The sequence below is a fragment of the Bradyrhizobium sp. SZCCHNR1093 genome, from assembly GCF_032381175.1.
Classification (GTDB): domain Bacteria; phylum Pseudomonadota; class Alphaproteobacteria; order Rhizobiales; family Xanthobacteraceae; genus Bradyrhizobium.
This window is the reverse complement of sequence record NZ_JAUHJJ010000011.1, coordinates 72,372-91,226: the sequence shown is the minus strand read 5'-3', so window position 1 is coordinate 91,226 and position 18,855 is coordinate 72,372. Positions and strand designations below refer to the sequence as shown.

At 66.0% G+C, this 18,855-nt stretch carries 17 protein-coding genes; 15 read left to right on the top strand and 2 right to left on the bottom strand.

What is annotated here, in order from left to right; all coding sequences use genetic code 11:
• The first annotated feature begins 141 nt into the window (after positions 1-141).
• The 12 genes from QX070_RS27315 to QX070_RS27260 all read left to right on the top strand — a co-directional run bounded on the left by QX070_RS27315 (position 142) and on the right by QX070_RS27260 (position 12,796).
• Positions 142-2,442: a bifunctional (p)ppGpp synthetase/guanosine-3',5'-bis(diphosphate) 3'-pyrophosphohydrolase gene (locus QX070_RS27315; RefSeq protein ID WP_315740258.1), complete on the top strand. Its 2,301-nt coding sequence runs from the start codon at positions 142-144 to the stop codon at positions 2,440-2,442.
• Between the two features lie 81 nt (positions 2,443-2,523).
• A complete protein-coding gene (locus QX070_RS27310) occupies positions 2,524-3,306 on the top strand; it encodes a pyridoxine 5'-phosphate synthase (protein ID WP_315740257.1) in 783 nt (260 codons plus the stop codon).
• Positions 3,303-3,722: a holo-ACP synthase gene (acpS, locus tag QX070_RS27305; RefSeq protein ID WP_315740256.1), complete on the top strand. Its 420-nt coding sequence runs from the start codon at positions 3,303-3,305 to the stop codon at positions 3,720-3,722. The genes QX070_RS27310 and acpS overlap by 4 nt, the downstream gene beginning before the upstream one ends.
• Positions 3,723-4,007: 285 nt before the next feature.
• Positions 4,008-4,769 carry a signal peptidase I gene (gene lepB / locus QX070_RS27300; protein ID WP_315740255.1) on the top strand — a complete coding sequence of 254 codons (762 nt, stop codon included), beginning with the start codon at positions 4,008-4,010 and terminating at the stop codon, positions 4,767-4,769.
• Entirely contained in the window at positions 4,766-5,833 is a 1,068-nt protein-coding gene (gene rnc, locus QX070_RS27295; RefSeq protein WP_315740254.1) for a ribonuclease III, read from the top strand. Before lepB ends, rnc begins: the two co-directional genes overlap by 4 nt.
• Entirely contained in the window at positions 5,823-6,749 is a 927-nt protein-coding gene (era, locus tag QX070_RS27290; protein ID WP_315740253.1) for a GTPase Era, read from the top strand. Before rnc ends, era begins: the two co-directional genes overlap by 11 nt.
• A 2-nt stretch (positions 6,750-6,751) precedes the next feature.
• Positions 6,752-7,132 (top strand): hypothetical protein, encoded by a 381-nt coding sequence (locus QX070_RS27285; protein WP_315740252.1) that lies wholly within the window; start codon positions 6,752-6,754, stop codon positions 7,130-7,132.
• A 245-nt stretch (positions 7,133-7,377) separates the two neighbouring features.
• On the top strand, positions 7,378-8,118 hold the full coding sequence (recO, locus tag QX070_RS27280) for a DNA repair protein RecO (RefSeq protein WP_315740251.1): 741 nt from the start codon (positions 7,378-7,380) through the stop codon (positions 8,116-8,118).
• Positions 8,119-8,412: 294 nt separating this feature from the next.
• Positions 8,413-10,161 carry a phospholipase D-like domain-containing protein gene (locus QX070_RS27275; RefSeq protein ID WP_315740250.1) on the top strand — a complete coding sequence of 583 codons (1,749 nt, stop codon included), beginning with the start codon at positions 8,413-8,415 and terminating at the stop codon, positions 10,159-10,161.
• Between the two features lie 30 nt (positions 10,162-10,191).
• The gene (locus QX070_RS27270) at positions 10,192-11,238 is read left to right on the top strand and encodes a DUF2278 family protein (RefSeq protein ID WP_315740249.1); all 1,047 of its coding nucleotides are present in this window, start codon (positions 10,192-10,194) and stop codon (positions 11,236-11,238) included.
• Positions 11,239-11,389: 151 nt separating this feature from the next.
• A complete protein-coding gene (locus tag QX070_RS27265; protein WP_315740248.1) occupies positions 11,390-12,376 on the top strand; it encodes a glutathione S-transferase family protein in 987 nt (328 codons plus the stop codon).
• 9 nt (positions 12,377-12,385) lie between these two features.
• On the top strand, positions 12,386-12,796 hold the full coding sequence (locus QX070_RS27260) for an ACT domain-containing protein (protein ID WP_315740247.1): 411 nt from the start codon (positions 12,386-12,388) through the stop codon (positions 12,794-12,796).
• 22 nt (positions 12,797-12,818) lie between these two features.
• Here the strand turns inward: QX070_RS27260 and QX070_RS27255 are convergent, their stop codons facing one another.
• Positions 12,819-13,877 carry a LysR family transcriptional regulator gene (locus tag QX070_RS27255; RefSeq protein ID WP_315740358.1) on the bottom strand — a complete coding sequence of 353 codons (1,059 nt, stop codon included), beginning with the start codon at positions 13,875-13,877 and terminating at the stop codon, positions 12,819-12,821.
• A gap of 155 nt (positions 13,878-14,032) precedes the next feature.
• On the opposite strand from QX070_RS27255, the gene QX070_RS27250 reads away from it, so the two are divergent.
• The 3 genes from QX070_RS27250 (at position 14,033) to QX070_RS27240 (ending at position 18,031) form a co-directional block, all read left to right on the top strand.
• Positions 14,033-15,694, top strand: coding sequence for an acetolactate synthase large subunit (locus tag QX070_RS27250; RefSeq protein WP_315740246.1), 1,662 nt, complete (start codon positions 14,033-14,035; stop codon positions 15,692-15,694).
• A 1-nt stretch (position 15,695) separates the two neighbouring features.
• Positions 15,696-17,297, top strand: coding sequence for an FAD-binding protein (locus QX070_RS27245; RefSeq protein WP_315740245.1), 1,602 nt, complete (start codon positions 15,696-15,698; stop codon positions 17,295-17,297).
• Between the two features lie 110 nt (positions 17,298-17,407).
• Complete coding sequence (locus QX070_RS27240; RefSeq protein WP_315740244.1) at positions 17,408-18,031, top strand: glutathione S-transferase family protein; 624 nt, start codon at positions 17,408-17,410, stop codon at positions 18,029-18,031.
• A gap of 3 nt (positions 18,032-18,034) precedes the next feature.
• On the opposite strand, the gene QX070_RS27235 is transcribed toward QX070_RS27240, so the two are convergent.
• On the bottom strand, positions 18,035-18,823 hold the full coding sequence (locus tag QX070_RS27235) for an IclR family transcriptional regulator (RefSeq protein ID WP_315740243.1): 789 nt from the start codon (positions 18,821-18,823) through the stop codon (positions 18,035-18,037).
• Between the last annotated feature and the right edge of the window lie 32 nt (positions 18,824-18,855).

Here is an 18,855-nt window from a genome sequence, read left to right as displayed (position 1 = left end):
AGTTCACTTGTGAGATTGTGAAGGCCCGGACCGCGTCCGGGCCTTTGCATTTGAACGTGATTCCGTGATTACCATAGGGCTGCGGCCAGCGCCTGCCGTCCGGCAGATTTGGTCACGAAGATAAAGGTTTAGTCATTTTCCATGGTGGTTTCGGGCCACATTCCTCAGCAGATGCAGGCGGCGGCCGAATCGGCCGCGTTGGCGCCTCCGCCGCCGGCTGAGCGGCCGCGGCCGCAGAAGCCGCGCTCCCGCATGATGCGGCAGTACGATCTGGTGGAACGGGTCCGCTCCTACAATCCGGATACGAACGAGGATCTCCTCAACCGCGCCTATGTGTACGCCATGAAGGCGCATGGGTCGCAGACCCGCGCGTCCGGCGACCCGTATTTCACGCATCCGCTCGAGGTCGCAGCCATTTTGACCGACCTGAAGCTGGATGACGCGACCATCGTCGCGGCGCTGCTGCACGACACGATCGAGGACACCGAGGCGACCCGCGCCGAGATCGACCGCTTCTTCGGGCCCGAGATCGGCGCTCTGGTCGAGGGACTGACCAAGCTGAAGCGGCTCGAATTGGTCTCGCGCGAGGCCAAGCAGGCCGAGAACCTGCGCAAGCTGCTGCTCGCCATCGCCGACGACGTGCGTGTCCTGCTGGTCAAGCTCGCGGATCGCTTGCACAACATGCGCACGCTGGAGTTCGTGCCCGAGACGTCGCGCCGGCGCATCGCCGAGGAAACGCTCGACATCTATGCGCCGCTGGCGGGCCGGATGGGCATGCAGGAGATGCGCGAGGAACTCGAGGATCTCTCGTTCCGGACGCTCGACCCGCAGGCCTACAGCGTGGTGATGCAGCGGCTCGATGCGCTGGCGGAGCGCAACCGCAATCTGATCGGCGAAATCGAGAGCCAGCTGGCGCGCAAGTTTCGCGACCATGGCCTGACGGCCCGGGTGTTCGGCCGCCGCAAACGGCCGTTCTCGATCTGGACCAAGATGGAGCGCAAATCGATCGGGTTCGAGCAGCTGTCCGACATCTTCGGCTTTCGCGTGATCATGCCGGATCTCGAATCCTGCTATCGTGCGCTCGGTATCGTGCATACGACCTGGCCGGTCGTGCCGGGCCGTTTCAAGGACTACATCTCGACGCCGAAGCAGAACGACTATCGCTCGATACACACAACCGTGATCGGCCCGGGCAAGCAGCGCGTCGAGCTGCAGATCCGCACCGAGGACATGGATCAGATCGCCGAGCTCGGCATCGCCGCCCATGCCTTCTACAAGGACGACATCGGCTCGCCGACCGAACGGCTCAAACGCGAATCGAACGCATTCGCGTGGCTGCGCCACACCATCGGCATCCTCTCGGAGAGCGCAAATCCGGAGGAGTTCCTCGAGCACACCAAGCTGGAGCTGTTTCACGATCAGGTGTTCTGCTTCACGCCGAAGGGAAAGCTGATCGCGCTGCCGCGCCACGCAAACGTGATCGACTTCGCCTATGCCGTGCATACCGATGTCGGCAACAGCGCGGTCGGCTGCAAGATCAACGGCAAGTTCGCCGCGCTGTCGTCGGAACTGCAGAACGGCGACGAGGTCGAGGTCCTGACCTCGGACGCGCAGTCGGCGCCGCCCTCGGCCTGGGAGACGCTCGCCGTCACCGGCAAGGCCCGCGCGGCGATCCGGCGCGCCACCCGCACCGCCGTGCGCGATCAATATGCCGGGCTCGGCCGCCGCATCGTCGAGCGCCTGTTCGAGCGCACCAAGCTCGAATATGCCGACGACAAGCTGAAAGGGGCGTTGCCGCGCCTGGCCCGCGCCTCGATCGACGACGTGATGGCGGCGGTCGGACGCGGCGAGATCAAGGCCTCCGACGTCGCGCGTGCGATGTATCCGGACTACAAGGAAGAGCGCGTCGTGCGCTACGGCGCCAAGAAGACGGTCGCCGCGCCGGCAGCCAAGGCTACCGCGCCTGCGGCCGAGCCCCACCGCGGCCCGTTTGCGATCCCGATCAGCGGGCTCAATTCCGGTCTGCCGGTGAAGTTCGCGCCGAACGGCGGCGCCGTGCCGGGCGACCGCATCGTCGGCATCGTGACGCCGGGCGAGGGGATCACGATCTATCCGATCCAGTCGCCGGCGCTGAAGGATTTCGAGGAGGAGCCGGAGCGCTGGCTCGACGTGCGCTGGGATGTCGACGAGACCTCCCCGCAGCGCTTCCCGGCGCGCATTCGCGTCGAGAACGTCAACGAGCCCGGCAGCCTCGCCCAGGTCGCGACCGTGATCGCCGAGCACGACGGCAACATCGACAACATCAGCATGAGCCGCCGCTCGCCTGATTTCACCGAACTCACGATCGATCTCGAGGTCTATGACCTCAAGCATCTCTCGGCGATCATCAACCAGTTGCGCGCCAAGACCATCGTGGCGCGGGTCGACCGGGTGAATGGCTAATCTGCGGGGATGGCAGCGGCGTTCTGCTCCGGGATGCGCTAAACAAGCCGTAGTCTACTCGAAAGTCCTGCGAGCCGGCCCATGTCCGATCCGTCTAAGTCACATCCTCCGAAGCTGCGCCTCGGCGTCAACGTCGATCACATCGCCACCTTGCGAAATGCCCGCGGCGGCCGTAGCCCCGATCCGGTGCGCGCCGCGCTGCTCGCGATCGAGGCCGGGGCCGACGGCATCACGGCGCATCTGCGCGAGGACCGCCGGCACATCCGCGACGACGACATGGCGCGGCTGAAGGCCGAGATCTCCAAGCCGCTGAATTTCGAGATGGCGGCCACCGAGGAGATGGTGCGGATCGCGCTCGCGACGCGGCCGCACGCCTGCTGTCTGGTGCCGGAGCGGCGCGAGGAGCTGACCACGGAGGGCGGCCTCGACGTGGTCGGCCAGCACAAGGCGCTGGCACCGGCGATCGCCCGGCTGAGCGATGCCGGCATCCGGGTCTCGCTGTTCATCGCCGCCGACCCGGCGCAGATCGAGATGGCGGCCCGGTTGCGCGCGCCCGTGATCGAGATCCACACCGGCGGCTGGTGCGATGCCATTACCGACGGCCATGATGACAAGGCGGCTGCCGAGTGGGAGCGGATCGTGACCGGCGCCCGGCTGGCCTATGCGGCCGGGCTCGAGGTCCATGCCGGACACGGGCTCGACTATGCCACCGCCGAGCGGATCGCGACCCTGCCGGAGATCGTCGAGCTCAACATCGGCTACTTCATGATGGGCGAGGCGCTGTTCGTGGGTTTGCCCCAGTCGGTGCGGACCATGCGCGCGGCGATGGATCGCGGCCGCGCGCGGCTGGGGACATCAGCATGATCATCGGCATCGGCTCCGACCTGATCGACATCCGCCGGGTCGGCGAGGTCATCGGGCGCCATGGCGAGCGCTTCCTGAACCGCATCTTCACCGCGGCCGAGCGCGCCAAGGCCGAGCGGCGGGCCAAGAACGAGAAGATGGTGATCGCCACCTACGCCAAGCGATTCGCCGCCAAGGAGGCCTGCGCCAAGGCGCTCGGCACCGGAATCCGTCACGGGGTGTGGTGGCGTGACATGGGGGTGGTGAACCTGCCCGGGGGCAGGCCGACCATGCAGCTTACGGGTGGCGCGGCCGAACGGCTCAGGGCGCTGACGCCTGAGGGCCACGAGGCCCGCATCGACCTGTCGATCACCGACGACTGGCCGCTGGCGCAAGCCTTCGTCATAATTTCGGCGGTGCGCCGCGAGACATCCTGATGGGCGGCCGCCCCGCAGGAAAAACAAAAATGCGATCGATTCCAGCGAGTTATATAGTTTTGATACGGCGATTGATTGCGCGGCCCCGCGCAGTCGTCTAAAACCCGCCGGATTGAACCGGCTGCATCACGGGCGGATTCTGGGTCAAACCGGAGTTGGCCTTAACCACCAGAATCAGGACAGACTCCCTTAAGCCGCGGAACGGTATGGTGTTCGCGGGCGGAGGGGTGTTCGGCAACGGCTGGCGAATCGTCGGACCATTCGCCAAGGGACATTGAAAGAGCGATGAGCGTGACCTCCGGAACCAAGACTGAGAGCGGCCTCGGTGAAACCGTTCGCGTCGTCGTTCATGCGCTACTGATTGCGCTGGTGATCCGCACCTTCCTGTTCCAGCCGTTCAACATCCCCTCCGGATCGATGAAGGCGACCCTGCTGGTCGGCGACTATCTGTTCGTATCGAAATATTCGTACGGCTATAGCCACTACTCGATTCCGCTGTCGCCGCCGCTGTTCTCGGGCCGCATGTTCGGCTCGGAGCCGAGCCGCGGCGACATCGTCGTGTTTCGTCTGCCCAAGGACGACACCACCGACTACATCAAGCGCGTGATCGGTCTGCCTGGCGACCGCATCCAGGTGCGCGAAGGGTTGCTCTACGTCAACGACAAGCCGGTGCAGCGCGAGCGGCTCTCCGATTTCATCGGCGAGGATCCCTGCGGGCAGCCCGACTCGACCGCGCGCGTCAAGCGCTGGAAGGAGACCCTGCCGAACGGCGTCAGCTACGAGACGCTCGACTGCGTCGACAACGGTTATGTCGACAACACCGCGGTGTATACCGTGCCGGCCGGCAACTTCTTCATGATGGGCGACAACCGCGACAACTCGACAGACAGCCGCTTCCTCAGCCAGGTCGGCTACGTGCCGTTCGAGAACATCGTCGGCCGCGCGCAGCTGATCTTCTTTTCCATTGCCGAAGGCGAGCATGCCTGGGCGTTCTGGCGCTGGCCGGTATCGGTGCGCTGGAATCGAATCTTCAAATTCGTCCGATGATCGACGACTCACCCGAAATCCAGACGACGCAGGCTGCCGCATCGAGCCCGCAACCCGGCACGGGTGCGATGGAGGCGACGCCCAAGGCCGCGTCGCGGCCGAAGTCTGAGATCAAGCCTGAGCAGAAGAGCGAGCCCAAGACCGAGTCGAAGACCGATTCCAAGACCGATCCGAAGCCGAGCTTCAAGGCGGATACGAAGACCGTCGAGTCCGAATCGGCGATCGCGAGCCCGGACGCGGCGGACACGGCCCTGCTCGTTGCCGAGACCGATCCCGACGGCAAGCCGCGCAGCAAGGCGAAGGGCAGTCGCCGCACCAAGAGCGCGGGAACCGGCGCGGCCAAGGGCGCCAAGGCCGCGGACAAGGCCGCCAATGCCGCGATCGAGGCGCGCATCGGTCATCACTTCGCCGATCCGTCACTGCTCAGCACCGCCTTCACCCACGTCTCGGCGCTGAAGTCGTCCAAGAAGCGTGGCGACAGCTATCAGCGGCTCGAATTCCTCGGCGACCACGTGCTCGGCCTGATCGTGTCCGACATGCTGTATCGCTCGTTTCCGAGCGCGGACGAGGGCGAATTGTCGAAGCGGCTGGCCGATCTCGTGCGCAAGGAGAGCTGCGCCGACGTCGCCAAGTCGCTCGGCCTGCTCGACGACATCAAGCTCGGCGCGGTCGGCGCCGGCGCCGGGGCGCGGTTGCGCAAGTCGGTGCTGGGCGACGTCTGCGAGGCGGTGATCGGCGCGATCTTCCTCGACGGTGGCTACGCGGCCGCCGCGGGATTCGTCGAGCGCAACTGGACCGAGCGCATGCACAAGCCGCGGCGCCCGCTGCGCGATCCGAAGACGGTGCTGCAGGAATGGGCCCAGGGCAAGGGCCTGCCGACCCCGGTGTACCGGGAGGTCGAGCGCACCGGCCCGCATCACGATCCGCAGTTCCGCGTCGCCGTCGACCTGCCGGGCCTGGAGCCCGCTGAAGGCGTCGGTGGCTCCAAGCGGGCGGCAGAAAAGGTGGCGGCATCGGTCATGATCGAGCGCGAAGGCGTCAGCGGCGGCAGCAATGACGGCTGAACAGCAATCAGTGCCGTCTGTCCAGACCCGCTGCGGTTTCGTTGCGCTGATCGGCGCGCCCAACGTCGGCAAATCGACGCTCGTCAACGCGCTGGTCGGCTCCAAGGTCACGATCGTCTCGCGCAAGGTGCAGACGACGCGAGCGCTGATCCGCGGCATCGTCATCGAGGGGGCGTCCCAGATCATTCTGGTTGATACCCCCGGCATCTTCGCGCCGAAGCGCAGGCTGGACCGCGCCATGGTCACGACGGCCTGGAGCGGCGCGCACGACGCCGATGTCGTCTGCGTGCTGCTCGATGCCAAGAAGGGCATCGACGACGAGGCGCAGTCCATCATCGACAAGGCGGCCGCGGTCGCGCACGAGAAGATCCTGGTGGTCAACAAGGTCGACCTGGTGCCGCGCGAGAAGCTGCTGGCGCTGGTCGCGGCTGCCAACGAGAAGCTGTCCTTCGCGCGCACCTTCATGATCTCGGCGATCTCGGGCGACGGAGTCGACGATCTCAGGCGGGCCTTGGCGGAGATGGTGCCTCCCGGTCCGTTCCACTATCCCGAGGACCAGATGTCGGACGCGCCGATGCGGCACCTCGCGGCCGAGATCACCCGCGAGAAGATCTATTCGCATCTGCATCAGGAGCTGCCGTATCAGTCCACCGTCGAGACCGACAGCTGGACCGAGCGCAAGGACGGTTCGATCCGGATCGAGCAGACGATCTTCGTGGAGCGGGACAGCCAGCGCAAGATCGTGCTCGGCAAGGGCGGCGCGACGATCAAGTCGATCGGCGCGCAGTCGCGCAAGGAAATCTCAGAGATCACCGGTGTGCCGGTGCACCTGTTCCTGTTCGTGAAGGTCCGCGAGAACTGGGGCGACGATCCCGACCGCTACCGGGAAATGGGGCTCGAGTTCCCCAGGGAATGACAATGAGCGTGCCGCGCAACGTGTTGTGGTTCGAAGTGCTGCTCTACATCTCGCTGATGCTGGATGCGTTGTCTGTTGCCGTCTCGGATCGGACGCCGACCTTCGACATGACCGAGGACATGATCACCGCGCAGACCGTGCTCAACGGGGTGGTCATCCTGCTGCTGTTCTATTTCGTCTATCTGGCGGCGCAGCGCCGCAAGAACTGGCCGCGCTGGGTGCTGCTGGCGGCGCTGGTGCTGTCCGACATCTCCCTGGTGCAGGTGATTGGTCAGAAGGGCATGACGCTCGATGCCGGCATCGAGGTCATCTCCTGCGCGCTGACGACGATGGGATTGTACTACTCGTTCACGGGCGATGCGCGCGGCTGGTTCAACGCGTGATGGATGGAATGCAGAATGCAGAGTCGGCAAAGCGCAGCGTGCCCACCCTGCGTTTGGCGCATAACGATCATTCCGTCATTGCGAGCGCAGCGAAGCAATCCAGGGCTGCGCGTGAAACTCTGGATTGCTTCGCTGCGCTCGCAATGACGGTGTTTGTGGCGGCAGCACGGGCGAGCAACGTTGGGGCTTGATCGTCGACTGGCGCTCACGGCTTGGCGTCTGCGAGTGGTGGAGATCCCACACCGATGGAATGGACCGACGATGGCATCGTGCTGGGCGTGCGGCGGCACGGCGAATCCTCGGCCGTCGTCGAGTTGCTGACCCGCGAGCATGGCCGGCATCTCGGTCTCGTGCGCGGGGCCAGCGGCAAGCGCATGCGCCCGGTGCTGCAACCGGGCAACACGGTGCGCGCGATCTGGCGCGCGCGGCTCGACGAGCATCTCGGCATGTACGCCATCGACGCGCTGACCTTGCGGGCGGCGGGGCTGATCTCCGCGCAACACGGCGCCTACGGCGTGACGCATCTTGCCTCGCTGGCCCGGCTGTTGCCGGAGCGCGATCCGCACGAGGAGATGTATCTGCGGCTCGAACATGCGCTCGATGATTTCGAGGATGCGGGCGGCGCCGCCGTCCACATCGTACGCTTCGAGCTGGCGATCCTCGCCGAACTCGGCTTCGGGCTCGATCTCTACTCCTGCGCTGCGACCGGCGAGACCTCGGACCTGATCTACGTATCCCCGAAGTCGGGCGGCGCGGTGTCGCGCACGGCCGGCGCGCCATGGGCCGACCGGCTGCTGCCGTTGCCGCCCTTCCTGCGCGAGAGCGAGCGGGGCCATGGCTGGTCGCAGCAGGATCTTCTCGACGGTTTCCGGCTGACCGGCCTGTTCCTGCTGCGTCACGTGTTGGAGCCGCGCGGGCAGGGGCATTCCGACGCCCGCGAGGGCTTCATCAACGCCGTGACGCGGGCTAGGCCCGCCCCGCGATAGGGCTCGGTTTTCGACGCTCGTCGTCATGTGCCCTCGCGCTTGTTCGCCAACGTCGAGACTGACGACACACGCGCCGGCATCACGGCAAAGCTGATCCGGATACCGTCTCCGACTGTGACGTCATTCACATCCGCCTTCACATGACCGACGTAGGATCATGCAACAATCCTGGTTGATGACCAGTTTCGCATCATTTTGAGGTTGCGTCGTCCGCGGCTCATGGCGAAGATTGTAGCCCTTCGGCGAGATGCGTTTCGTGCGCGCCTTTTTTCATCACCGTGGGGCATTTCGATCATGAGCGATTTCGAGAACAGCAAATCCAGCAACGGGTTCACGTCCAAGCTGTGGCGTGGAGAGCGCATGACGATGATCGGCTTCGACGTCGCCGAGCCCGAACCCGATCTGGTCGGATTCTCGATCGAGGTGAAGTCGCCGGGCGCGCGGGATTTTTCCCAGTTGCGCAACAGGATCGCGTTTTCCTATCCGGCCGGGGCCGGCGCGGAGGTCGACGGCAACCGGAATTTCCCGTCGACCGAGGCGCCGTTCCAGAAATTCCGCTGGATCCATTTTCCTTACCGGCCCAAGGACGGAGTCTATACGTATCGCGTCGCCAAGCAGCACATGCGCAATGACGGCACGCTCGTGGCAGGGACCAGCCTCTCGCTCGACATCACGCAGAGCGCCGTGACCTATGATGGCCTCATCGACATCGGTTTCACCCGCAACTTCGCCTCGTCTCAGGCCTATCGCGATCAGTTCGGCAACAATGCCGAGATCATCCCCGTCGAGAGCCGCGACGGGCCGAGCTTCGAGAAGCTCGACCTCGCCAACGAGGCCGGCGACAGCGTCTACGAGTGGCTGGGGTTCGAGGCCTACGACCTCCTGTTCGGCTTCTTGAAAGAGGCCCTGGCGGATCCCGGGCTCACGCTCGACGTGATGGCCTATGACCTCAATGAGCCCGACGTGATCGGCCTGCTGGAGCAGTTCGGCCCGCGGCTGCGCGCGATCATCGACGACTCCAACGCCAAGGATAACAGCCACAAGCTGCCCGGCAGCGCGGAATCGCGCAGCGCCAAGCGCTTCAAGCAGGCGGGTGCTGCCGTGCTGCGCACGCATTTCAGCAATCTCCAGCACAACAAGGTCCTGATCACGCGCCGCAACGGCAAGCCCGAGAAGGTGCTGTGCGGCTCGACCAATTTCACCTTCCGCGGCCTCTATATTCAGGCCAACAACATGCTGGTTTTTCATTCGCCTGATGTCGCCGGGCTGTTCGGCGAGATGTTCGACATCGCCTTCGAGGACCCCTCGGCCTTCCGGACGAATGATTTTTCCAAGAAGTGGCACGCCGTCCACACCGAGGGAAAGCCGACCGTACAGCTCTGCTTCTCACCGCATCAGGCCACTGATCTCTCGCTCAATCCGATCCGGGCCGCGATCGATCAGGCCACCTCGTCCGTGTTCTACTCGGTCGCATTTCTGAGCCAGCTCGGTGACGGTCCGACCAAGGAGGCGTTCGACCGCGTGATGGAGCGGCCGATCTTCAGCTACGGTACCGTCGACAAGCGCGGCGCCCTGGAGCTGCGCAAGCCCGACGGCTCGATCGGTCTCGTCGATTTCGCCTATCTCGCGAGCAAGGCGCCGGAGCCGTTCCGCAGCGAATGGTCCGGCGGCAAGGGCCGTAACATCCATCACAAGTTCCTGGTGACCGATTTCAGCCTGCCGACCGCGAAAGTGTTCACCGGATCGAGCAACTTCTCGCCGAGCGGCGAGAAGGGCAACGGCGACCATCTCATCATGATCGAGGACCGAAAGATCGCCACCTCCTATGCGATCGAGGCCACCCGCGTGTTCGATCACCTGCAGTTTCGCAACCGGATGCGCGACGCGTTCCACGGCAAGTCCGAGCGGCAGCGCGCTGCATCCGCGCCTGCCGCGATCACGCTGCGCAAGCCGACCGCATTGTCCGGCAAGCCGGCCTGGTTCGAGCGCTTCTATGTCGAGGGGTCGCAGGCCGAACGCGATCGATTGCTGTTCTCGTCCTAGATGTCGTTACGGACAGAGTTGGAGACGACCATGCCATTGAACGACTATTCGCTTCTCAAGGGTCGGCCCATCAACAATCGTCTGGCGACGGGAAGCAGTCCGCACTATCAGGTGCAGGTCTCCGCCGATGGTGAGCTCTATCGCATCGCCATCAATGTCCGCTCCCAGGATGGCAGCGAGGTCGAATTCCTGGTCCGCTCGCGCTTCGAACATCCGATCGTCGATGGCCTGAAGGCGTTTTCGGAAGGGCTGCATCCGCTGGAGAGCAAGCCCGGCGGCGTGGCGCTCGATTTCATCCGGGGCAATCTGATGCAGCCATGGGAGCTGAAGCCGCTGCCGCTGTCGGCCGCGGGCCCCGACAACGATCTCAACGAGAAGATCGACGCCTACGTTCAGCGCGCCATGTCGGACGAGACGGCTCTCATCTACGCCTTCGGCGTCGCATGGGGACCGGAGGACAAGGCCGACCGCTATTTCGGCTTCAAGCCAGGCCGCGGCATCCACGACATCCATTTCAACCAGGGCAATCCGCCCGGCAAATACGCCAAGGACAACGGTCCCTGGCAGGATGGCGGACTGCTCTTCGAGTTTCCCGACCAGCAGCAATGGGTCGCCGTCTTCCTGAAGTTCCAGACCCAGGCCTGGCATTCGGACGATGCCAGCGGAGGGGTCATCCTTCCGCCCGATCCCGATCACCCGAACGCGCCGCATACGCCTCCCGACCGTGACCACATTCCGCCGCTCGACGTGCCCGATGGGCTGGTGCGGATCATCGCGGCCTATGTCAACGACGTGCGCACGCCGGAGCAGGAGACGGTCACGCTGCTGAACACTGCCGATGTCGACGTCGATCTCACCGGCTGGCAGATCAAGGACAGGCAGAAGAACGCCATGCAACTGAGCGGCACGATCGCGCGCGGCGCCACCTTGGTGGTGCCCATCGTCGCGCCGGTCGCGCTGTCGAACCGCGGCGGAATCATCACCCTGTTGAATGCCGCGGGCGTGAAGGTGCACGGCGTCTCCTATACGCGGGAACAGGCGGCGCAGCCGGGCCGCACCATCCCGTTCCAGTCGTGACCGCGTGTTTCGGCGGAGCCGTGCCTTGAAGCGCGGGCTCTCCGCTGGCGCAGCGGCGGAGTGATGTGTACTCCTGTCATGCGAGGGGCCAAGGCAAAAGGGCGGCACATTGCGGCCCTCCGCCCAGGCCACGCTGTGGGAGGAGAGCGTCATGGGAGTCCTGGTCGACGGCCAATGGCACGACGTCTGGTACGACACGGCGGCGTCCGGGGGCCGTTTCATCCGCAAGGATTCGGCGTTCCGTAGCTTCGTCACGGCTGACGGCCGTCCGGGCCCGTCCGGCACCGGCGGCTTCGAGGCCGAAGCGGGCCGCTACCATCTTTATGTCAGCCTGGCCTGCCCGTGGGCTCACCGCACCCTGATCATGCGCGCGCTGAAGGGGCTCGATGACATGATTTCGGTATCGGTCGTGCACTGGCTGATGCGCGAGCAGGGCTGGACGTTTGCCGAGGGGCCGGGCGTCGTGGCCGACAGCGTCAATCACGCCGGCCTTCTGCATCAGGTCTACACCGCCGCGGAATCGCATTATTCCGGCCGCGTCACCGTGCCCGTGCTCTGGGACAAGCAAAACCGCACCATCGTCAACAACGAGTCATCCGAGATCATCCGCATGCTGAACTCGGCGTTCGACGGCGTCGGCGCCAGGCAAGGTGACTATTATCCGCAAGCCCAGCGCGATGAGATCGACGCCATCAATGTGCGCGTCTACGACACGCTGAACAACGGCGTCTACAAATGCGGCTTCGCGACCACGCAGGGAGCCTATGAGGAGGCGATCGGGCCGCTGTTCGCCACGCTCGACTGGCTGGAGGAGCGGCTGTCGACCCGCCGCTTCCTGCTCGGCGACACCATGACCGAGGCCGACATCCGGCTGTTCACGACCCTGATCCGCTTCGATGCCGTCTATGTCGGCCACTTCAAGTGCAACATCCGCCGCATCGCCGACTATCAGCATCTTTCAGCCTACACGCGCGATTTTTACCAATGGCCGGGGATTGCCGCGACAGTGAATTTTGAGCACATCAAGCGGCACTACTACGAGAGCCATCGCACCATCAACCCGACCGGCATCGTCCCGGTCGGGCCGCTGCAGGATTTCACCGTGCCGCATGGTCGCGAGCGCCTCGCGGCGAACTGACGAGGATCCATGGCGGGCGAACCCAACCTCGATACGCTGCTGCGCACGATGGCTCCGGAGCTGCAGGACGATGTCTTCGTGTTCTGCACTGTCGATACGCATCACGACATCCCGGCCGAGCTGACGCCCTTGATGCTGTTTCGAGAGCGCGAAGGGATCACGCTGATCGTCCGGCGCGAGGACGCCGAGCAGGTCGGGCTGCCGTATCAGTTCGTCGCGCGCCTGATCACGCTGTCGGTGCTATCAGCGCTCGATGCGGTCGGCTTCCTCGCCGCGGTCACAACCTGCCTCGCAGGGGCGGGCATCAGCGTCAACGCTGTCTCGGCCTTTCATCATGATCACCTGTTCGTCCCGGAAGCGCAGGGAGAGCAGGCGATGCGGCTTCTGCAGGAGCTGTCCCGCAGCGCGGCCAGCAGATGATTGCGCAAGGCCGGCGACCGAGTCAGGCTTTGCCCCTGGTGGGATGACGCGATTGGCTACGTCCGGTTGTGCTCGGCTTCTTGCGTGGGACGGGTCGAGACCGATGCGTGTCACGTGCGGCGCGGGGAGCTGGCGGCCGGCGTGGTCCGGTCAGCGTTCGCGCAGCTTGCGCGCGCACCAGGTCCATCAGCATCATCGCTGCGGGCGATAGGGTCCGTCCCTTCAGCCGCAGGATGCCGAACTGCGCCATCAGCAGGTCCGACGCGCGCGGCTCTTTCAGTTCGGCCACGTTGAGCCTGACCAACTGGCCGGAGGCGAGCTCATGGGTGAGCACGGCATCGCCGGCGACGAGCACGATGTCGGAGCGAATGGCCATTTGAATCAGCAGGCTCGCGTTCTCGGATTCGAGCGCGACGTCGAAGCCGCGGCCCTCCGGCGCAGCGATGAGCGCTTCCAGGCGCCTGCTGAATTCCGGTGGCAGCGCAACGGAAGCGAAGTGCTGGCCGGCGAGCTCGCGTGCCGAAAGCTCCCGTCGGCGCGCCAACGGATGAGTCGCCCGACAGTAAAAGTGTCCTGGAAGGCCGCCGAGCGGCTCGATGTCGAGGCTGTCGTCGGCGCGGATGTCGGTGATGTGCGCGAGGAAGAAATCGAGCTTTCCTTGCTGCAGCACCTCCATCAGGGCGCGCCAATTGTCCTGTACCACGATGATGCGCACGGACGGGTGCTCCGAATACAGCCGCGCCATGGCATCCGGCAGAAGCGTCAGCCCGGTGAACGCGCCGACGCCCACCGTCACCTCGCCGGCATCTCCCGAGCGCAGCAGGCGCATCTCGCGGCCAAGGTCGTCTGCGCTCGACAGGAGCGAGCGGGCCCGCGCCACCAGTCGCTCGCCGACCGGTGTGATCTCCACCGAGCGCGAGCTGCGGTCGAACAGCCGCATCCCGACGGCGTCCTCCAGGGTCTGCAAGCTGCGGCTCAGCGCCGACTGCGTGACGTGGGCGCGCTGGGCCGCCCGGGCGAAATGCCGCTCTTCCGCGAGGTAGACTAACTGCTGCAGCTGGCGCAGGGTGGGGGTGTACATCGATGCACCGAAATCATTGATCAAGCCATAACAATTCATTGGATTTCTGAGACCGTCAATTCCAAAATGGCGCAAATATAAACAGGGGAAATGCCATGGCGGGGCCGGCCAAGTCGCCCCGAGCTGCGGCAGTTTCCCCGCAACAGGCTTTTCTCATGCCCAACGGCGCACAAGCTCTGATACGGACCCTGGTCAATTCCGGCATCCGGGTCTGCTTCACCAATCCCGGCACCTCCGAGATGCATTTCGTCGCCGCGCTGGACTCCGCGCCGGAGATGCGCGCCGTGCTGTGCCTGTTCGAAGGGGTGGCGACCGGTGCGGCGGACGGCTACGCCCGGATGACCGGCACGCCCGCGGCAACGCTGCTGCATCTCGGTTGCGGTCTCGGCAACGGCCTCGCCAATCTGCACAATGCGCGCAAGGGCAAGGTGCCCGTCGTCAACATCGTCGGCGACCACGCCACCTATCATGTCCCGTATGACGCGCAGCTCCAGTCCGACATCGAGACCGTCGCACGCAACGTCTCGCCGGAATTCGTCTGGACCTCGCAGGTGACGTCGGAGCTGTGCCGTGACGCGGTGGCGGCCGTGAAGGCGGCATGCTCCTGGCCCGGGCAGGTCGCGACGCTGATCCTGCCGGCCGACGTGTCCTGGGGTGAGGGAGGCGTCGCCGAGCCGGCGCCGGTGATCGAGCCGCCGGCGCCCGCCGACGATTCCGCTGTGCAGGCCGTCGCCGAGGCGATCAAGTCGGGCGGCCGCAGCGCGCTTCTGCTCGGTGGTACGGCGCTGCACGAGGAATCCCTGCTGGCGGCCGCGCGCATCGCCGCGGCCTGCGGTGTGAAGGTCTACGCCGAAACCTTTCCGACACGCATGCAGCGTGGAGCGGGCCTGCCGGCCGTCGAGCGGATCGCCTATCTCGCCGAGATGGCGCAGATCCAGCTCAAGGAGATCGACACGCTGATCCTGGTCGACGCCAAGGCGCCGGTGTCGTTCTTCGCCTATCCCGGCAAGAAGAGCTATCTGCCGCATGACGGCTGCAAGGTGCTGACCTTGTCGACGCCGGCACAGCACGCCGCGTGCAGCCTGACCAGGCTGGCCGCCGCCCTGGAGGCAGCGCGCGCCACGCCGGCGTTGTCACCGGCCTCGCGGCCCGGACGTCCGCGCGGCAAGAAGCTCACCGCGGAAAAGGTCTGCAAGGCCGTGGGTCATCTCCTGCCCGAGAACGCCATCATCATCGACGAGGCGATCAGCTCCGGCCTGATGCTGTCGAAATTCACCGCGGGCGCTCCGCGCCACGATCTGATCACCCTGACCGGCGGCGCCATCGGGCAGGGGCTGCCGAATGCGATCGGGGCGGCGATCGCCTGTCCGGACCGGCCGGTGATCGCGCTGATCGGCGACGGCAGCTCGATGTATACGATCCAGTCGCTGTGGACGATCGCGCGCGAGCGGCTCAACGTCACCGCCGTGATCTTCAACAATGCATCCTACTCGGTGCTCAACGTCGAGCTGGAGCGGGTCGGCGCCGAGGAGATCGGACCGAAGGCGCGGGCGCAGCTCGACCTTCACGGACCGGTCCTCAAGCTCGCGCAGATCGCCGACGGCATGGGCGTACGCGCGACCCGCGTCGGCACGCCGGACGAATTCACCAGCGCGTTGCAGGGAGCGCTGGCGCGGCCGGGGCCGCATCTGATCGAGGCCATGGTGCCGCCGGCGCTGACCGGCCTCAAGCTGAAGCTTTTGCCGCACCTCTTGGGATCGCTCGACCGCGTCCCGCTGCCGGTGGCGCGGATGCTCAAGCGCAAGATCGCGCCGTGACATGAGCGCGACGCTGCAATCCGATGTCGTCATCGCCGGCGGCGGTCTCGCCGGCATCGTCACCGCGCTGGAGGCACTGCGCGCCGGCAAGTCGGTGACCATCGTGGACCGGGACACGCCCGAGCGGTTCGGCGGGCTGGCGTTGTGGGCGTTCGGGGGCATGGCGCTGGTCGGGACGCCGTTGCAGGCGCGCATGAAGATCCCGGATACGCCCGAGATCGCGTTGCGCGACTGGATCAGGTTTGGCGAGCTCGATGCCGTCGAGCACTGGCCGCTGCAATGGGCCCGCTACTACGTCGCGCATTCGCGCAGCGACGTTTACGACTGGCTGCTGGCGCACGGCGTGACGTTCATGCCGGCGGTGAACTGGGTCGAGCGCGGCCGGCACGGCGACGGCAATGCGCTGCCGCGCTATCACATCGTCTGGGGCACCTCGCAGCGGCTCACGCGCGTGATGATCGAAGCGATGCGTGCGGCCGATAGCGGCGGCCGGCTGACGGTGCTGCACCGTCACCGCGTCGTCAGCCTCGATCGCGCTGCCGGCGCCGTATCGGGCGTGGTTGCCGTCAACGAGGAGACGGGCGCCGAAATCCGCATCGCCGCGCCGCTGACAGTGCTGGCGATGGGCGGCCTCAATGGCAGCCATGCGGAGGCCCGCGCCAATTGGCTGAAGAGCCGGCCGCTGCCGCAGGCGATGCTCAATGGCGCGCATCCGTTCTCTGATGGCAAATTGCATCACCACGCGGCCGAGGCGCTCGGCGCCGAGATCACGCATGCCGGCGAGATGTGGAACTACGCCGCCGGCATCCCGCATCCGTTTCCGCATTTCGACGGCCATGGCCTGTCGCTGGTGCCGTGCAAATCGGCACTGTGGCTCAATCACAGGGGCGAGCGCATCGGGCCCGAGCCGCTGGTGACCGGCTTCGACACCCATGATCTGTGCCAGCGCGTCGCGGCGCAGGAGAAGCCGTATACGTGGCATCTGTTGAACTGGCGCATCGCCGCCAAGGAGTTCGCCATCTCCGGGGCCGAGCACAATCCGCGCATCCGCGACCGGCAGATGCCGATGTTCCTCAAGGAGACCCTGTTCGGCAATCATCGCCTGGTCAGGCAGATGCAGCGCGAGAGCCGGCATTTCCTGGTCGACGAGACGCTGGCCGGTCTCGCCGCCAAGATGAATGCGCTGACCGGCACCGGCGACGTGAAGCCGGAGGTGCTGCAGGCCACCGCCGACGCCTTCGACGCGAACTTTGGGAATGGCGACAAGCTCCACAACGACGACCAGTTGCGCCGCATCCTGCACGCGCGGCAATGGGGGCCCGACAAGCTCCGCACCTGCAAGCCTGCGCCGCTGCAGGCGCCGGGCGCCGGGCCTTACATCGCCATTCACATGCAACTCATCACCCGCAAGAGCCTCGGCGGCCTCAAGACCGATCTGCAGAGCCGGGTGCTCGACACCACGGGTGCGCCGATCGGCGGCCTCTATGCGGTCGGCGAAGCGGCCGGCTTCGGCGGCGGCGGCGCGTCCGGCAAGCGATCGCTGGAGGGTACGTTCCTGCCGGGTTGCATTCTCACCGCACGGGCGGCGGTGCGCGCAATGTGACGCTACGGGAACCGTACGAGTCGACGGAACCGTCGCTGAATTTTTGCTCCGTCGCTGTCGATCCGGTGCTGCTACGTTCGTCTTCAAGGCACAGGAGATGGAGACCCGTCATGAAGATCTACTGGATCAAGGCCCAGGCGCCGCGCCGCGTGCTCGCGCTGGTGAAGCACCTCGGCGTTCCCGCCGAGTTCATCGATATCAGCCGCGGCCTGAAGACGCCGGAGTTCGCCGCGCTCAACCCCAACATGAAGGCGCCGGTGCTGGTCGATGGCGACACCGTGCTGTGGGAGTCGACCGCCATCATGGCGCACCTCTGCATTCGCGAGAGCTGCGACATGTGGCCGGCGCGCGATCCGCAGGAGCAGATCGAGGTGCTGCGCTGGCTGGCATGGAACGACTGCCACTGGGCGCCGGCGGTCGGACCGTTCTATTTCGAGCACATCGTCCGCAAGACGTTCGGCCTCGGTGTGCCTGACCGTGCCGCGCTGGCCGGCAAGGTCGCCAACCTGAAGACCTTCGCCGCCGTGCTCGATGCGCATCTGCGGGCGCGCAGCCACATCGCCTGCGACCGGCTCACCATCGCCGATTTCGCGGCGGCGTCGATGGCGACCGACTGGCGCGAGGCCGAGATGCCGATGGAGGCGTTTCCGAACATCGTGCGCTGGCTCGATGGCCTGATGCGGCTGCCGGCGTGGGCCGAGCCGTGGCCGGAGAAGCGCTCGGTCGCGGCCTGAGCGTCACGGCTGCGCGATGCCGTGGCCGAGCTGCTTGGAGATCTCGGCCGCGCAGGCACGCAGCCGCGTCGCCAGCGGTGACTGCCAGCCGGCGTCGAAGGTGCCGGCCGGGCCCATCGCCGTGATGACCAGTGCGACGTGGCCGGCGTGATCGAACACCGGCGCGGCGAAGGCGTTGACGCCGGGCAGCGGATCGCCGACGGCGCGCGCGAGCCCCTGCGCGCGCACCTCGGCCAGTATCTCGGCGACCTTCGGACTCTTTGGTGAGCGCTTCGGATTGTAGCCGACGCCGAGATGGTCGAGGCCGGCGTCCAGCGCCGCTTTCACGGTCTTCGGCGGCAGGAACGCCGCGAAGGCCCGGCCGGTTGCCGTCTCCAGCAGCGCCATGATCGAGCCGACGCGCATCACGATGTGCACCGGATGGCTCGGCTCCTCCAGCCGCACCACGGTCGGGCCGTTGGTGCCCCACACGGCGAGCGACACCGCGTGATCGATGGCCCCGGCGAGCGCGGCGATCTTCGGCGTTGCGATCCGTACCGCCGACAGCCGCCGCAGGCTGATCAGGCCGAGCTCGAGCGCGAGCGGGCCGATCTCGTAGCGTCCGGTGGTTTCGTCCTGCTCGATCAAACCGATGCGCGAGAAGCTGACGAGATAGGGATGCGCCTTGGCGGGCGGCAGCCCGGCCTCGCGCGCGAGGTCGCGCAGCATCATCGGCTCGCCGCTGCGCGCCAGTGCCTGCAGCAGGGTGCCGCCGACCTCGATCGACTGGATGCCGCGGCTCTCTCGTCCCATGTCTCGTTGTGCCCCCTGGTCCGGCGCCGTGC

Bases quoted from the DNA above. Each gene is read 5' to 3' on its own strand.
- QX070_RS27315 (WP_315740258.1), top strand. From the start codon at position 142: ATGGTGGTTTCGGGCCACATTCCTCAGCAGATGCAGGCGGCGGCCGAA.
- QX070_RS27310 (WP_315740257.1), top strand. From the start codon at position 2,524: ATGTCCGATCCGTCTAAGTCACATCCTCCGAAGCTGCGCCTCGGCGTC.
- acpS (WP_315740256.1), top strand. From the start codon at position 3,303: ATGATCATCGGCATCGGCTCCGACCTGATCGACATCCGCCGGGTCGGC.
- lepB (WP_315740255.1), top strand. From the start codon at position 4,008: ATGAGCGTGACCTCCGGAACCAAGACTGAGAGCGGCCTCGGTGAAACC.
- rnc (WP_315740254.1), top strand. From the start codon at position 4,766: ATGATCGACGACTCACCCGAAATCCAGACGACGCAGGCTGCCGCATCG.
- era (WP_315740253.1), top strand. From the start codon at position 5,823: ATGACGGCTGAACAGCAATCAGTGCCGTCTGTCCAGACCCGCTGCGGT.
- QX070_RS27285 (WP_315740252.1), top strand. From the start codon at position 6,752: ATGAGCGTGCCGCGCAACGTGTTGTGGTTCGAAGTGCTGCTCTACATC.
- recO (WP_315740251.1), top strand. From the start codon at position 7,378: ATGGAATGGACCGACGATGGCATCGTGCTGGGCGTGCGGCGGCACGGC.
- QX070_RS27275 (WP_315740250.1), top strand. From the start codon at position 8,413: ATGAGCGATTTCGAGAACAGCAAATCCAGCAACGGGTTCACGTCCAAG.
- QX070_RS27270 (WP_315740249.1), top strand. From the start codon at position 10,192: ATGCCATTGAACGACTATTCGCTTCTCAAGGGTCGGCCCATCAACAAT.
- QX070_RS27265 (WP_315740248.1), top strand. From the start codon at position 11,390: ATGGGAGTCCTGGTCGACGGCCAATGGCACGACGTCTGGTACGACACG.
- QX070_RS27260 (WP_315740247.1), top strand. From the start codon at position 12,386: ATGGCGGGCGAACCCAACCTCGATACGCTGCTGCGCACGATGGCTCCG.
- QX070_RS27255 (WP_315740358.1), bottom strand. From the start codon at position 13,877: ATGTACACCCCCACCCTGCGCCAGCTGCAGCAGTTAGTCTACCTCGCG.
- QX070_RS27250 (WP_315740246.1), top strand. From the start codon at position 14,033: ATGCCCAACGGCGCACAAGCTCTGATACGGACCCTGGTCAATTCCGGC.
- QX070_RS27245 (WP_315740245.1), top strand. From the start codon at position 15,696: ATGAGCGCGACGCTGCAATCCGATGTCGTCATCGCCGGCGGCGGTCTC.
- QX070_RS27240 (WP_315740244.1), top strand. From the start codon at position 17,408: ATGAAGATCTACTGGATCAAGGCCCAGGCGCCGCGCCGCGTGCTCGCG.
- QX070_RS27235 (WP_315740243.1), bottom strand. From the start codon at position 18,823: ATGGGACGAGAGAGCCGCGGCATCCAGTCGATCGAGGTCGGCGGCACC.